The organism is Paenibacillus sp. Mc5Re-14, from assembly GCF_001049835.1.
Classification (GTDB): domain Bacteria; phylum Bacillota; class Bacilli; order Paenibacillales; family Paenibacillaceae; genus Paenibacillus; species Paenibacillus polymyxa_C.
Genome location: NZ_CVPD01000001.1, coordinates 3,671,752 through 3,687,300, shown reverse-complemented (window position 1 = coordinate 3,687,300; position 15,549 = coordinate 3,671,752). Strand labels below are relative to the sequence as shown.

At 50.6% G+C, this 15,549-nt stretch carries 16 protein-coding genes and 1 pseudogene; all 17 read right to left on the bottom strand.

All coding sequences use genetic code 11. The features are described 5' to 3' along the window. Positions 1-12: 12 nt before the first annotated feature. Complete coding sequence (locus tag BN1546_RS16750; RefSeq protein WP_090738369.1) at positions 13-732, bottom strand: glycosyltransferase; 720 nt, start codon at positions 730-732, stop codon at positions 13-15. Continuing rightward, positions 729-1,757: an NAD-dependent epimerase/dehydratase family protein gene (locus BN1546_RS16745; protein ID WP_090738368.1), complete on the bottom strand. Its 1,029-nt coding sequence runs from the start codon at positions 1,755-1,757 to the stop codon at positions 729-731. Before BN1546_RS16745 ends, BN1546_RS16750 begins: the two co-directional genes overlap by 4 nt. Next, positions 1,718-2,572: a dTDP-4-dehydrorhamnose reductase family protein gene (locus BN1546_RS16740; protein WP_040102965.1), complete on the bottom strand. Its 855-nt coding sequence runs from the start codon at positions 2,570-2,572 to the stop codon at positions 1,718-1,720. Before BN1546_RS16740 ends, BN1546_RS16745 begins: the two co-directional genes overlap by 40 nt. Then, positions 2,569-3,555, bottom strand: a complete 987-nt coding sequence (locus tag BN1546_RS16735) for a polysaccharide biosynthesis protein (protein ID WP_013372825.1) — start codon at positions 3,553-3,555, stop codon at positions 2,569-2,571. The genes BN1546_RS16740 and BN1546_RS16735 overlap by 4 nt, the downstream gene beginning before the upstream one ends. Next, entirely contained in the window at positions 3,548-4,639 is a 1,092-nt protein-coding gene (wecB, locus tag BN1546_RS16730; protein ID WP_040102964.1) for a non-hydrolyzing UDP-N-acetylglucosamine 2-epimerase, read from the bottom strand. Before wecB ends, BN1546_RS16735 begins: the two co-directional genes overlap by 8 nt. Positions 4,640-4,784: 145 nt before the next feature. Then, positions 4,785-6,410, bottom strand: coding sequence for a glycosyltransferase (locus BN1546_RS16725; protein ID WP_090738367.1), 1,626 nt, complete (start codon positions 6,408-6,410; stop codon positions 4,785-4,787). A 59-nt stretch (positions 6,411-6,469) separates the two neighbouring features. Then, positions 6,470-7,603 carry a CgeB family protein gene (locus BN1546_RS16720; RefSeq protein WP_090738366.1) on the bottom strand — a complete coding sequence of 378 codons (1,134 nt, stop codon included), beginning with the start codon at positions 7,601-7,603 and terminating at the stop codon, positions 6,470-6,472. A gap of 33 nt (positions 7,604-7,636) precedes the next feature. Next, positions 7,637-8,728: a CgeB family protein gene (locus BN1546_RS16715; RefSeq protein ID WP_090738365.1), complete on the bottom strand. Its 1,092-nt coding sequence runs from the start codon at positions 8,726-8,728 to the stop codon at positions 7,637-7,639. 181 nt (positions 8,729-8,909) lie between these two features. Beyond that, positions 8,910-9,269, bottom strand: coding sequence for a FliH/SctL family protein (locus tag BN1546_RS16710; protein ID WP_155617182.1), 360 nt, complete (start codon positions 9,267-9,269; stop codon positions 8,910-8,912). Then, positions 9,217-9,567 carry a hypothetical protein gene (locus BN1546_RS16705; RefSeq protein ID WP_013372832.1) on the bottom strand — a complete coding sequence of 117 codons (351 nt, stop codon included), beginning with the start codon at positions 9,565-9,567 and terminating at the stop codon, positions 9,217-9,219. Before BN1546_RS16705 ends, BN1546_RS16710 begins: the two co-directional genes overlap by 53 nt. Next, positions 9,567-9,899: an alpha-helical endospore appendage domain-containing protein gene (locus BN1546_RS16700; protein ID WP_013372833.1), complete on the bottom strand. Its 333-nt coding sequence runs from the start codon at positions 9,897-9,899 to the stop codon at positions 9,567-9,569. Before BN1546_RS16700 ends, BN1546_RS16705 begins: the two co-directional genes overlap by 1 nt. A gap of 29 nt (positions 9,900-9,928) precedes the next feature. Continuing rightward, positions 9,929-10,216 carry a hypothetical protein gene (locus BN1546_RS16695; protein ID WP_013372834.1) on the bottom strand — a complete coding sequence of 96 codons (288 nt, stop codon included), beginning with the start codon at positions 10,214-10,216 and terminating at the stop codon, positions 9,929-9,931. A 118-nt stretch (positions 10,217-10,334) separates the two neighbouring features. Continuing rightward, positions 10,335-11,797, bottom strand: a pseudogene (locus BN1546_RS16690) (glycosyltransferase family 2 protein). A 72-nt stretch (positions 11,798-11,869) separates the two neighbouring features. Continuing rightward, on the bottom strand, positions 11,870-12,601 hold the full coding sequence (locus BN1546_RS16685; protein WP_090738364.1) for a sugar phosphate nucleotidyltransferase: 732 nt from the start codon (positions 12,599-12,601) through the stop codon (positions 11,870-11,872). After that, entirely contained in the window at positions 12,598-13,398 is an 801-nt protein-coding gene (locus BN1546_RS16680) for a glycosyltransferase family 2 protein (RefSeq protein WP_013372837.1), read from the bottom strand. Before BN1546_RS16680 ends, BN1546_RS16685 begins: the two co-directional genes overlap by 4 nt. After that, entirely contained in the window at positions 13,395-14,330 is a 936-nt protein-coding gene (locus BN1546_RS16675; RefSeq protein WP_090738363.1) for a glycosyltransferase family 2 protein, read from the bottom strand. The genes BN1546_RS16680 and BN1546_RS16675 overlap by 4 nt, the downstream gene beginning before the upstream one ends. Beyond that, on the bottom strand, positions 14,327-15,265 hold the full coding sequence (locus BN1546_RS16670; protein ID WP_090738362.1) for a glycosyltransferase family 2 protein: 939 nt from the start codon (positions 15,263-15,265) through the stop codon (positions 14,327-14,329). Before BN1546_RS16670 ends, BN1546_RS16675 begins: the two co-directional genes overlap by 4 nt. Positions 15,266-15,549: the final 284 nt, after the last annotated feature.

Here is a 15,549-nt window from a genome sequence, read left to right as displayed (position 1 = left end):
TTCTGATTTGTACTACATAGCTGCAAATCTGTTCAGCAGCTCAGTTAAGCTGGTTCTGTAGCGTGCCTGGGTAATTAAATATTCCTGTTCAATGACGTGTCGATGCTTGTTCGTTCCCATCTCATCATGCCAACGGTAGTTTACCAGCACTTCGTTTAAAAAAGGAAACTCGTATCCTGCCAGTATAACTCTGTACCACATATCCAAATCGTGGGTATACGTCAGCAGCTCATTAAACAACCCTATCTCCGTAAACAGCTCTTTTTTGAACATAACCGTGCATCCGTTTACCGGGTTACCCTTCAGAAAAAAACGATAAAATTCCTGTATCGACGGAAGTACCGGTCCCGCCTGGTATCTTGTGATTTGGCTGTATTCATTGATTAAGTTGAAGTTGGTGTGGGAGATATGTGCACCTTGATCCAGCATAAAGGAAACCTGATTGTTAATTTTATCCTTGTGGAAGGTATCATCCGAGCTGAGCCACGCAATGTATTCACCGTTGGCATGTCGGATGCCGTGATTAAGTGCACTGGCCGTTCCACCGTTTAATTTACCTAAATAATAGATATATTTACGGTAAGGATGAAGCATTTCAGTATGTGTGGTTGAACCATCATCGACGACAATGATTTCAAGCGGGCCGTAGGTTTGCTCCAGTGCGCTTTGCAGTGCCTGATCGACGTACCTGCAGTTATAAAATGGAATTACGATCGTTACACTCGGTCTCATCTCGTTTCTTCCTTTCTGGCTCGACTGTAGCCAATCATATCCTTCAGTGATTGCCCTAACGGAATGGTTGGCATCCAGCCCAGTTCCTCTAGTTCCTTTGCCTGATATACATCCGTGGTCGCCTCTTCTGCCACATCTCCCCATTGTATGGCAACAGGGGTGTCTGCCAACGCAATCATGCGTTCTGCGATGTCCCCCAACTGCATCATCTTGCCTGAGCAAACGGGGTATACACGCCCCGGAACACCTCGCTCCAGTAGCACGCTATACGCTCGGACAGCATCGCGCACGTCCAGAAAATCTCGCTGCGCATGCCGTGAAGAAACCTGAAACGGAGTCGGTGCAGAAACGGAAGCAAGGGCAGGGGGCTCTACATTCTGCACGTCTCGCACGCTCTGCTCGGTGCGTGCGATAAAGCCTGCCAACAGTGCACAGAAACCGGTGGAGGGACCCGGGCCGATCAGATTGCAAGGCTCCGCCAGCATGACGGATTGATCGAACAGCGCACCCCACGAAAGCGCGACTGCCTCTTGAAGGCTTTTGCTGAGGCTGTACGGGTGCGGAGGATAATACGGTGCCTGCAAAGCCGTCTTTAGGCGAGAACCCGCCACTACAATTCGGACTTTGGGGAAAGAGCGCAGTACATCCAGCAGATACAATGTGGACAGTACATTGGATTCCATGTACAGTAGTGGACTTTGCCATGATTCAGGCACCGAATTTTTACCCCCCAGATGAAGCACATAATCCGGTGCAATTTGGCGGATTACTTCGCCAAGACGTTTCTTATCAAGCAAATCACATACATAAGGCGTGATACAGACGTGAGTGCCGACATCCGGACTAGGATACTCATCATCTCCAGCCAGTGAGGTCAGCTTTGATGCGGAAGCGGCAGTGCGAGTCAGCGCCGCCACCTCCCAGCCGAGCTTTGCAAAATAGAGGCAGGCGTGCATCCCGGTATAGCCTGCCGCTCCGGTAATGACTATGACAGGCCGACGTTGTTCCGCTGTGCTTCTGTCCATTCCAGCAGCTCCTTCAGCATGATGCTGTAGTGAGGAACATCGTAGAGCAGATCGGCCCGGGTAGAACGAAGCGTCCGATCTTGCACCGGCTCATCTTTCGGCACGATCCGAATATCCTCCCTCTTCCAGATGTCTTTGAACAGCAGTAGCAAATCATGTTTACTGATCGGTTCGGGGTGAACCAGATGAATGAGTCCGTCTAGCGGCTCATTCATAAGCACCTGTATCGCTTTAGCCAATTCCAGTGTCGTGACTCCGTTCCAAAAGACACGGCGATATCCGTCAACATCTCCGCTCTGCTGCAAAAACCAGTGCAGCAGACCAATGCCTTCCCTCCGAATTTCCGGACCGATAATAGAGGTACGAATAGTCAGATGCCCTGCCGCCTTTACTTCTCCGAGTATTTTCGTCACAGCATAGGCGCTTGTCCCGTCAGGCTGATCCGTCTCCTTGTACAAACCAGGAGCACGCTTTCCCTCGAATACACAATCCGTGCTGATATGAATGAGTCGGGCACCGATGCTGTCCGCCGTCCGCCGGAGAAGATGCGGCAACAGTCCATTGATTTGGTATGCTGTAATCTGATCCTCCCCGGCATACTGATTCAGCACACCCACCGCGTTGATGATGACGTCTGGCCGCACACTGCGAACCAACTGCTCTACCATAAAGCTGTCTCTTACATCCAGCAGCAGACCGCCTTTATTTTCGGGATCACGGGTGGTATAGAAGACGTTATGCCCGCCCTGATTTTGAAAATAATCGACCAGGACATGGCCCGCCATGCCGTTACCACCCAAAATAAGCAGCTTCATTTAATGAACCCCCCGCTCCGGAGGATAGTTCGAATTTCCTCTTTTGACATCAGATTAAACTCCGAGCTAAAGCTGCTGAATGATACCGGAGGACACTGACTATAACGGTCTCTTAATTGGGGGATGTTCAGCGTTGGGAGAATGACCAAATATTGCTCGTCATACACAACCGTTGTCAGGCTTTCAAAGTTACTCATCAAAATCTCATGAATTTTTTCGCCGGGACGGACACCTTGCTCTACAATTTCTACGTTTTCCACGCCCGAATCTTCAATGAGCACCTCAGCCAAATCCAAAATGCGACAGGTTGGCATGGTCATGATAAAAATTTCCCCGCCGACACTTTCCACCGAAGCTTTGAACAGGAGACTGATCGCATCACGCAGGGTCAGGAAAAAACGGGTCATTTTCATATCCGTAATAGAAACCTTCCCCTTTTGGCGAATCTGGTTTTGAAACAGATGCACTACGCTTCCGTTTGTGCCCAATACATTACCGCCTCGCACCGTCACGAACCGTGTATCACTATTCAGCAGATTGGCGTAGACAATCAATTTTTCTCCAATCGCCTTGGTCATACCGTAAAAATTGGACGGATTCGCGGCTTTGTCAGTCGATATATATATAACTTTCTTTACCTGATTGGCGACAGCGGCCTCAATCACGTTTTGGGTGCCTACGACATTGGTTTTGAGTGCTTCATAGGGCTGATCCTCACAGACAGGTACGTGCTTGAGAGCCGCCAAATGAAACACATAGTCCACACCCTGACAAGCGGTAACCAGCGCGTCTTTATCCCGGATATCTCCAATACAGAAGCTGAGCCGTTCATCCTCAAACTGCCTGTTCATGGCAACCTGACTCGATTCTCCACGTGAATAGATAATGACCTCTTTGGGGTTACGCGGCAGTAACTGGGTAACCAGCTCATGCCCCCAAGAGCCGGTACCGCCGGTAACCAAGATACGTTGGTTTTCAAACATGCCGTTTCCCTCCAAGCAAAAATTTGACTACCTTATCCGATACATCTTCCGCCAGATAGCCTGCGGGACACTGCCACTTATGGTTCATCCCGGTCATTATAGCTACCGCGGTTGCTATAACCTCGCCATCAAGACCGGACACGATATTGCTGCCACAATCTACCGTTTCCGGCCGTTCGGTCGTACGACGCATCGTGACGGTCGGCACCCCCATGACACAGCATTCTTCCTGTACGGTGCCGCTGTCCGTCAAAGCGCAGCGGGCATGCCGCTCCAGCAGAACGAAGTCAAAAAAGCCGAACGGCTCGTGAAATTCTACCAGCGGATCAAGCTGGATCGGCGGGTGGCTTGCGATCCGAGCGGCGGTGCGGGGATGGATACTGCAAATGACCCGCTGCCCGAACTGCCGGGCTACCCGGTTAAGACCATCCAAAATAGCCAGCAAATGTGGCGGATGGTCGACATTTTCAGCTCTGTGGGCAGTGACCAAGAAATATTTCCCCGGCGACAATCCTAACTTTTTCAAAATTTCGCTTCCAGATATCTCTTTCTCATAGTGCTGCATGACTTCATAGATCGGATTTCCAGTCAGTATAATTCGTTGGCTTGGAAAGCCTTCACGCAGTAGGTGCTGCTTGCTTTGCTCTGTATACGGCATATTAATAGTAGAAATCGCGTCGATGACGCGCCGGTTCTTCTCCTCCGGCACATCCAGATCATAACAGCGGTTCCCAGCCTCCATATGCACAACTGGGTAACCCATACGTTCCGCTAGCAGGGCACATAAGGCGCTGTTCGTATCACCGAGCAATAGTACATGATCTGGGCGTTCCTTATTTAAAATGTCCTCCATCTGCGAGTACATGGCAGACAGTTGTTTGCCCAGCGTTCCCGCTTTCTCCTGAAGCACATAATCCGGGGCGCGCAAACCCAGCTCGCGGAAGAATTGTCCGCTTAAGCTTTCCGTATAATTTTGGCCCGTATGCACAAGCACATGTTCATCTGCATAGTGGTCCAGCTTCGGAATAATCAGGCTGAGCCGTATAATCTCCGGTCTTGTGCCGAGCACGGTCAATATTTTCATGGTTTTGGAACCCACCTTTGCTGTCGTTGTTTCATTGAATTGTGGAGTTCAATGAATAATAGCCATCCAGCAGACTGGCTGCGCTCCGACTTATCGTTCATCTCAAGCGGTCCGGCGTATTTCACCCGGACCGTTGTTTGGAATGCTATCTGGCCTTGAGTGTGACTCGCTTCTGCTTGTGCGCTTTCGATCGCCTTGACTGGAGCTTGAATTTCCGCTTGAGCTTCTGTCTGGACTTGGATTTTCGATATAATGGGGACCCGTGAATTTTCTTGAGACGCCTTCTGCCAGCGCTTCTCTTGTACCTGCGACTCCGCAGTTTGGTATGCTTGCGGCCCTTTGGGCATCTTGCCCGAATACTACGTTTGCGGCGAGGCAACTCAGATGTTGGCTCAGGCAAAGGGGGGACTGGTTGTGGCAAACCCTGAATGGCTGCATATTCGATTGGCGGCAGACCCAGCACCGGCAGTTGATTAACGACCGATTCGGGAAATTCTCGAACGGTGTTGAGATAAGCCTCCGGTATTGCAGTGACCTGACGCAGGCCTTCGCCTTCCCTCGTCCATACAGGACCACCCGGCTGCTGAATCAACGGGAACCAATGCGGATGATGACATACCCATTGACTGACCATGACGTGCAGACTGCTTCGGTAGGAATCAGGTCCGTAGACACGCGTAGCCGCACTGTTGTTACGCACACCAATTCGTTCCGCTTCCTCGGAATGATCGAGCAGATAGCCTACTTTTTGCGCCAGCATATCGCTGTTACCTGGCTCTACCAAAAAATCTGCATTTCCGGTCGCCTCCATTAATTCCACAAGTCCGCCCTGCGCAAAGGCTACTACGGGCTTGCCGTACACCAGCCCCTCCAGAGCCGTCATACCAAAGCCTTCCTCCACCATACTAGGGATCACCACAATATCCATTGCGCTATAGGCTGTTGAAACAGATTCCTCGAATGAACTGAATTGGAAGCGGCGGCTATAACGAGACTGGCGAATCAAAGAGACACATTTTACGTAATACTCGGAATCCACTGAGCTGCCGATGATCCAGAAACGGCACCGCGAATTGGTTTCACACAACTTTAGAGCCATGTGGACAAAAGGCAATAGCCCTTTGGCTTCGTAGATAAAGGAAGAAATATAACCAATGCAGATATGAAAATCTCGCAGTCCCAGCTTTTCACGTTTCCTTCTCCGTTCCAGCACATACTCTTTGGGAGACGGCATATTCATATCCCGGCAAGGAGGCAACATCGTATGCGGACGTGTCAATCCCCCGCCATGCAAAGGGCGCATAACAGCCTGCGAAATGCCAATGACCCACTGGCTATAACGCTCGATAATCGAAACAGCAATCGGCGTATGCGCATTCTGGTTAATGACCTCGGTTATTTTCCAGATGACCGGGATATTAAGCTCTTGGGCAACCATTGCGGGCATGACGTTCACACAGGTATTGACCAGCACCACATCAGGTCGAGCATGCCGAAGCATCTGGTGCAGTGGTGCATACGCCACATGGTTCCGCAAATTCTCCGCATCCTGCGCCAATCCCTCATAGGGGGTATACATGCCATGCAGCATGAACAAATTCTGAGTCTGAACAGCTATCCCGCGCTTGCGGGCCATTGAGGTCAGCCGTCCTTCACCAGGCGTTACGAGAATGCAATCGAAATACGTACGCATGTCTAGACAAAAATGCAGTAGCAGCTTTTCCGCCCCTGTAATACTGCGGACGTTGCTGACATGGCTGAATAGCATCATTTTCGGCTTGATTGGAGTTCACCTCCTTTAAAATAGCAACCATCGTCATGTGAATTATCTTATGGGAAGATGACCGATAGCATTTGGTCAATCCGGTGACCATACGTGTGCTCCCGCAGGGTTCGTTCCAGAGCACGCAGAGCAATCTCACGGCGCTCCTTTTCATGCGTCAAATAAAACTCAACCTTCTCCAGCAGTTCCTGCTGAGAACTGTAAGTTTCAATCTCTTCCCCTGGCTTGTAAAAACGAGCCAGATCGTCTCTTGTATCCGTCAGTTGCAACGTCCCGCTGGCGGAAATTTCAAACGTGCGGGGATTTGGCGAAATCCCCGGAATTTTCAGTGAGTTGTTGTTCACCGAATCATCCTGATGGGAACGATGAAGATTAATTACGATTTTGCTGCCGTTATACGTATCATTGGTCTCGCCCGGAGACATCCAGCGGCCCAGCTCAATTTTGTCACCATACGACTGATAATCCGGAAGACGATCCCACCAGATTCCATTGATTTTAATGTTGCGGGCCATGAGCTGCGGCATAATCGGATTGAAGAAATAGATGCGATTCCAGTAGGCTGAGCCTGTAAATCCAATCTCACGTCGCACTGAAGCAGGCGAGCTGAGTGGAAAATAGTGAGTCAAAAATGCCCCGAATGGCAAGTAGTGCACCGACGTGCAGCCCAACTGACGATACAGTTCTATACAGTTCATTTCTAAGGTGAACACATAATCATAATTCGTCACCATTTTGGTCGTCGTATCGGTGTAATAGGGATCGTCCGTCAGCCAGATGGCAGTGGGAATGCCCAACTGGCGTACTGCAGCAACCTGCTCTAACGGTAGATCCATCCCATCCAGTGCCAGCATCAGATTCGGACGAAGCTGAGCAGCAATATCTCCTACCGGCTGGCGCGGGTCTGTTACGGTAACCTGAGCCGTCATACTCTGCAATGTGGTAATGACCGCCTCATCCAGCGGAGAATACGGAAGGCCTTTGCCCGAGACGACATACAGTACATGGATCTGTCGAAAAGGGAACGTTGCTTTTGTTCGCGAGACAATCGCGTTAGCGCGTCCGCGCAGGTATCCCTCGTCGTATCCGTCATGGATCCCCGCAGCTCTCCCCTTCTCCCAGGAGGCCGCCGCCGTCTGGTGAACAGCTGGGTCATACGGTCCTGTCGTAGATATCGTCATCACTTTCACTCCTCACTGTTTATGGTGTTTACTTTAGGCCATCGCCTTGTCCAGCAATTCTTCCATACGATTCGAGTACCTATGCTTTTGCATGGTGGTGTGCAGTGCGCGCCAGGCTATGCGTTCGCGTTCCCAGTCATGCCTGAGATAATAGTCCAGCTTCACTTTCAGTTCCTCTGCTCCCGAGAAGGTCTCAATGTCATAGCCTGGTTGGTAATAACGGCTCAGATCCTTCCGCACATCCGTCATTTGAAGCGTCCCGCAAGCAGAAATTTCGTATGTCCGAGGATTGATGGACTCCGCTGACAACTGGTGTGTATTTCGATTATCCAGTCCGAGGTCTGTCGGGCGGTGCATATTGATGACAATTTTGGAGCCGTTATAATATTGAGCGGTCTCTTCCGGCTCCATAAAACCCGGACGGATAAAGCGTTCCAGCACATCCAGCCGGCTCAGCCGATCCCAGTGTCCACCTACGATCAGCACTCTTTTATCCGCCAAGAAGGGAGCAAGATAGTCAAACAGCTTCACACGGTTCCAGAAGGCATTTCCTATGAAGCAAATATCATGCTGATGCTCACGCTCTACCCGCCGGGGATAAAAGATACGGGCTGACACAGCAAGCGGCATATAGTGAACCCTCGTTACTCCCTGATCACGATAAAACGGCAGACAAGAATTTTCATGCGTAAAAACGACATCGTAAGATTGACAGATCAACGCCGTATCCTCCGTAAAGTAGGGATCATCTACAAACCATATGGCCGTCCGAATGCCCATGGCTCGTATTTGTTGTACCTGCTCCAGATGATCGTCCGGAAACACATGCAGCCCGTTCATGACCAGTACGAGGTCTGGACGGTGAGCCTTAGCGTCAGCAAGCATCGTGGCAGGAGTACCGACGGCGCATGAGCTGCATACTTGACTTAATGCCTCTTGCACACCTGTGTCTATAGCTGCGAAACCTTGCGGAATATACAACACTTTCAACTGGCGAACAGCAGGTTGTATTGCCACGACCTGTGACAGAGCAGCCGTGCAACCGCCCATTCTGCGTCCTTCCCGATAGCCACATCGGTATGCTTCGCGTTCATTTCCGCTTCGTTGATCATTCACATCCTTCACCCTGTCCTGTTGTAGGATAAACTTCTGTCACTCCTAAACTATATGCACAGGGGTCAAACGCATCATGGACGACTGCCACTGCCCGGACAAAATTGGCGTTTGCCCGTCCAACTGCCCAAACGCAAATAACCCGAAGCTGCTAGGCTTCGGGGGGTTAACCGTAATAGATGATTTTCATAGTTTACTGTGCCTTGTAAGCGACCTGGTGGCCATCTTCATAACCTTTGGCAAAGCCTGAATTGAAACCCTCATTGTAAGCAGCATCATATCCCTGCTGGAATGCCTGCGGGTCATGCTCTAATGCAACAGGAACGGGCTGTGGGTTCTCCGCAGAAGGAGCTGCGGCCGGGTTAGCTTGAGGTTTTTTCCGCCGCCGCAGAAGAGAACGTCTTCTACGTACTGAATTAAGCCCCCTTTTACGGCGTCTAAGAGCAAGCAGACGTCTTCTTCTCCGTTTTAATCTACGAATGCTAGAACGCCGGGCATCTTTACGTCTTTTGCGGGCTTTGTCTCGAGCTGTGCGTTCCCACCTTGTACTCATTTTCATTCCTCCTTTGCTTTCTCGTCTTGGTTTCATTTTTTTGAACAGGCACATGGAGCCATGGCTTCGTTGGTTTCCCATATACCTGTCTTCTTAAAGGAATACCCGCCAACATTTTCGTGATTTCTCCCTGGTAGTTGCTGAGTATACGGATGGTCTCTTCCAGACGGGGAGCCGACATATCCGCATGGGGCGTCAAGTCCGCAAGACTGGTCAGCATCCGGGCAACGGCGTGCTGGCTGGCAGCAATAGACTCCATCATATCCAGCTTAATCTCACGTTCACGCCTCATGCTCATTAGTTCATATCCCCCGAGCCCATGCCTCCCATCATCCCTTCCATTCCGCCACCCTGCTGCTCATCCTGGTCCAGCAATGCTTTGAGATTACTGCATAGTCCAGTCTGAAGCCGGGTTAATCCCTCCAGCATTTCCACCATCTGCTCGTGAATTTCCAAAGGCCGTCCCAACTGCTCTTCATCGGTGTCAAATGCGTGAGGCGCCAGATGGTTCAGCGTCCAATTACGCATTTTTTCTGCTTCGACCGCCTTGGCCTCCAGAATCATAGACACATTCCGCTGCATCTTGGAGGCTGCGTCCAGCATGTGAATCATTGCTTTTTCCCTACTCATGTGTTCACTCCCTACCCTCGATTGTTACACTACTCCTCTTCCGGGTATGCCGTCTCCTTCACGACACGAACGAGCATTTCAGCCATTGCTTCCTGAAGGTCGGCAATACCGTTCAAATAGGCAACAATGCTTTTGTTTACTTGTCCCGAGCTATCAATAATGCCCGGAATTCCATCAAAACGCGGCTCCTCATCCGGCAGTTCATGTATGATCTGTGCCATGCGCACGACCACCTGCCGTTCCGCATCCAGCAGCCTCGACATCTGCTGCTGCGAGTGCGAAATATGGATCAGCAAATCATCTAACTCGTTATGCATAAGCCCCTCCTTTATGTGTTCCGCCGTGCGGAACGCACGAAATACCTACGGGCTTTCCGCTACTACAGCGTATGCCGCAGCGAGTAGTCGGTTCCGCCTAAAAAAGCCTATTCGATCATCACAAATGTCCTCGTAGCACTGGTGGAGCAATAATAGGTTGCTTCTCCGTCAATGCCGACAATTCTTCGGAGGACAAAAACTGAATTGGATAGTCCTCAGCCCGCCAGCTCATCACAGCGTAGAGGGTCAGAAACGGTCTTTTCCAACCGTTGCCGATTTGGTACAGTTGCCCACCTTCAGCATACAGTAACTCGATCCATCGCTTGCGTTGAGCCGGGATATGAAGTGTGGGCAACATGGACATGTTTCCCAGCTCAGGAGCCGCCAGCACAGGCAAGGGTTCCTCATGCGCCACAGCTACAGGGGGGTATCAGCGGCGCCGGACACCATCGCCTCCGGCTCATCTGCCAAGGGAAGCGCCAATAAATCAAGCTGAGACACTCTAACGGGACGCACGTATTTACCTCCCGCAGCACTGGCTCCATGCAGCAGCAGCCTACTTCCCGGCTCTATCCGAAATACTGCACCGGACGGTCCCTCAACAAGCGCTCCGACGGGATAAAAGCTTGCTGCTGATAAGTGTGCTTCCTTACTTGATAAACCTTGGCCGTCTGGCTCTGCTGTTCCAAATTCCGGGTGGTGGAACAGCTTATCCGCGTCCCCCCACTTTTGGACAAAAAAGGATCGGTTCCGGCTTCCTTCCTCCGTTGAACCGATTCTTTCGGTCGTTTGAGGAAAACCATAAACCGTATCCCGATCACTTTCTACAAAATGGATAAACGCATCTCCGGCAATTGTCATGCGTATCCCCAACAAGCGTACGCGCAGCAACCAATCTGCATGGGCTTCCTCAATACTGTGGCATCCTTCGTCCCAGTATCCCGTCTTTACCAAAGTTTCTCTACGTAGTAGTAGACAAAATGCGGCCAGGCTTTCAGTCTCTCGCCATGCATCCGGGTTGGGAATATTATGGGCCATGGCAAATGGACGCACTTCATTTTTATTCATATCAGGAACCTCAACCTGCTGTTCTCCGAATGGACCATTCGTTACAGGACCGACAACTCCCATACGCGAATCGCTGTATAAACAGCTCATCAACCGGTCCAGCCAGCCAGGAGTCACCATCGAGTTTGGGTCCAGTACGACAATAGTTGTACCTTTTGCCATCATCAGTCCCTGATTCAGACTGCCGATCATCTGAACATCCTTTGTTAACAGCGCATAGCGTACAGCGATGCTTTTACGGAGCAAATAGGTAGGTGTCCCGTCCGTCGAGCCGCAGTCTACCACAATAATTTCGTGAGGATGGCTCGTATTCTCCTCAATATGGTGAATGCAAGCACGGAGCTGTTGAAGCTGATTACAGGACGGAATGATAATACTTACGCCTTCAAAAATCTTGCCGAACGAAGCCTGCCCCAACTTCCTGCCTTGCTCCTGGCCCCTGTTATATCCTGACCAATAGCCCTTCTTTCCGAGCCGTTTGCTGTGTTTCCTTTGCGTACTCAGGCGTTTCATGCCGTTCACTCCTCCGGGTGGCATTATGCCTATAGTATATGCCTGGCCCGGCTGGATGGTGTTTCATTGAAATCAAGGTAGAAGTCCCTTCATTTTCACTCCAGCTTCCTGAAGGGAATCGAAGGTTCCTGCGTCGCTCCAGTAGCGCCGTAAAATGTCATATTCCAGCTTACCTTCAGCAGCATAACAGTTGTTAACATCTGTGATCTCAAGCTCACCACGTGCCGAAGGCGCTATTTCCCGGATCTTATCGAATACGGCAGTATCGTACATATAGATACCCGTAACGCAATATTTGGATTGGGGATGCTGCGGCTTTTCTTCAATCCGCGTAATACTCTCCGGGCGCTCGGGGTCAAACACGGGTACCCCGTAACGACGGGCATCTGCCACCTTTTTCAGCAAGACTCTGGCGCTCCCCGGTGGCTGTTGTTTGAAGCGTTCGATGACAGGTCCCAAGTCTTCCTTGAACAAATTATCACCTAGCAAAACAGTGAACTTCTCTTCTGACTGCATGTAGCTTCTTGCCAATTCGAGAGCTTGCGCAATGCCGCCCGCTTTTTCTTGAATCCGGTATGTCAATTGGACACCATAATCACTGCCGCTGCCTAAAAAATCAGTGTACAGTCCGGCCGATTGTTTACCAATAATAATGAGCATATCGGTAATCCCCGCTTGCCGTAGCCTTTCGATACCATATACGATCATGGGATACTTGCCGACTGGAAGCAGATGCTTGTTGAGTAATGTAGTCAACGGATGAAGACGCGACCCGGTTCCTCCTGCGAGAATAATCCCTTTCATATCTTCCTTCCTCCTTCGACAGCATGTTCAGTGCATGGGATCGCAGCGTTCCCAGTTTCAATGAACATTCTGGGATCTATGCTCCATTTTTCTATAAATAATCGATAGTTCCGCTCGATCAGCTCTTCGAGCCAAGAAGTTTCCGAGCGCGAGAAACTCGCATTTCCCTGGTGATAGACAAAACAGTCGTTGCACATGAGCAGCTTATAGCCATGTACGCGTGCACGCAGACAATAATCGTCATCCTCATAATGTCCGGGGCTGAATCGTTCATCCAGCCATCCAATCCGTTCCAGCAGCTCACGCCGGAACAACAGACAAAACCCGACTAGCCGCTTGACCTCTTGCCATCTGGAGGGATTGCTTACATTATTCTGCTCCGCATACCTCAGACAGCTGGCGAAATCTCCTTCTATTCCATGAATCTGCTGAATACCGCTGATGTAATTCGTCACCGGTCCCACCAGTCCCACTGTGCTTTCACTGTGCAAAGCAGCCAACATATTCGATAGCCATCCCCGTGTAACCGTCACATCATTGTTTAAAATGACGAATTGATCGCCCGAAGCCAGACGGAGCCCCATATTACAAGCTGCCGGAAAGCCCCTGTTTTCAGGAAGACGTATGCTGATTAGCCGCTCGGATGCACAAAAATCATCCGTCCCGTCATTCGAAGCGTTGTCCACAACAATAATTTCATACGGTGCATCTATCGTATGTGTTCGAATCGCCTCGATACACGGCTTTAATAAATGAAGGCCATTATAAGTCGGAATAATGATGCTCGTCAGACTCATCGTGCATTCCTCCCTTTGGCAACGTCTACCCGTGTTGGAACAGGCCCGAGCGGAGAATACCCGGCTACCTGAAACACTGCCGTCAGCGCCTCTGCATGATCGCCGATGATTAACTGCTCCATAGCGTTCCCTTTCCCGACATTGAAGGTCCGCTTGCGATTTGTTTTAATCACATCGACAGCATGTACTGCTGCCACGATCATGCCATGCAGAATCGCCATCGTGTGGGCCTTCGGCGGTACCGCAAGCACGGCTGGCCCAAGTTGATTCAGCACACGTCGTGATAATGCATGCGGTACAGCGGTCAATGAGCTTGCTCCAAGATCCGACCTGCGCAGTACTCGGTTCAGAAACCCTTTGCACCGTGTTACGCTGTCCTGCTGGGTATAAGGAGGCAAATGTCTGCCCAGATCATTAAGCGCCACATCCGTTCCCTGATCGACCGCTTGAAGAAAAGGCAGCAAATCAGACGCTGGGATCGGCAAATCTCCGTCCACGAACAGCACAATATCAGCCTGCGTCAGACGTGCGCCTATCGCACGGCCTACATCATGCCCCAGGCGATCCGGTACGTCAACGAGAGTCGCACCAGGATGACGTTTGGCTACGGCGGAGCGCGTACCATCCGTACAGCCGTTCAATACGACAATGATATCCGCAAGCGGAAGTTTCTCCAGCTCGCCCAGTACCCGGTCAATCGTAGCCTCCTCATTACAGACGCTGACCACGGCTGCTGCAGTCCCCTGCAATACTATATCACTGGGGGCTTCACGTTCCTCGGTCAGATTGACTTCGGGTATTTCTTGCGCCCGAGGGGTGGGTTTTCTCACCCGGCGGCTATGCATCGAAGCCGTCGTTTCTCGTTTTCGCTGTACACGTCTTAGCCCCCAGCCCGGGTCTTCACGCTTTCTTCTGCGATACGCTCTAGTCACGTTTTCACCTCATCTCTGATCCGTTTGCGCTCCAAATCCGTATATCCCGCACGTGCTCCCAGACGTGATGTAAGCCAGGCAATGGCATCCAGGTGATCCTGGACAATTACACCTGCCAGCGGGTCCTTGCCGTTCTGTTTTTTACGTGTTGCGTTCATTCTACCGACAGCTATTCCATGTACAGTCACCACTCGCAACCCGGAGACGATGGACATCACTTGAAATAGCGGAGGTTTTTCCAAGGACTTTAGACCTATTTCCTTTAAAGCCTTTTGACTTATGGCATGTGGAATACCAGTCATAGAGGCTCCCCCTAAATCAGCACGATTCGACAAGATATTCAATACATGCTTTGCCTCAACTACAGGATGTATGGGCGTGCGATTCACAGGTCCATGGTAATCATTCAGCACCACATCCGCTCCTGCACATACGGCCTGTATAAATGGCCGAAGTCTGACGCAGGGAATGACGATATCACCATCCAGAAAAAGCAGGATCTGTCCGGATGCTGCCTCCGCTCCAATACGACGGCCAACATCATGTCCGAGCGGTTCCGGGAAGGAAAGTACACGAGCCCCCGCCGCCGCAGCTACCTTCGCCGTTCTATCGTGTGATCCATTCTCAACAACGATAACCTCTGTTTGTGGATGGACATGGCGCGCTTCGCGAATCACAGCTCCGATTGTTCTTTGCTCATTCATGGCCGGAATAATGACAGATACGAGAACCTTTCCCACTGATGGCGGTTCAGATGGCCGCGCTCCGCCGATCTGTGTCCCTCTCTCCGTATCGAGAACCTCGCTCTTATCAGGGGTTATCGGCTTCTTATCCATGTTCGGCATTCGGAATGGCAGCCACATCTTAGAATGATAGTAATCCCTGGAATGCCTCCTCCGATTGATCTTGAATCCAGCTCTTCCACGCTTTTTCATGCTCCCGTCTCACCCCCCTTGCTGCTGTATAGATGAACAGCATGATTAGGACAGTTCAACATAACCTATGCGGTCCAAACGCCGTGTGTAACGGCAAGCGTGGAGTCTTTTCGACACAGCAATTTTCGACTTTATTTTACAAAACTTATTATTCCTATTAAATAAATGAGTTTTTAGGGCCTAAAGAATCATTTTGGATAAATTTGTTACATAGATCTTCTCGTCCGTCATTCTCTGTGCTAATATCAGAGCCAGATGATGGGAGTTCGAAAAATCAACTTTTG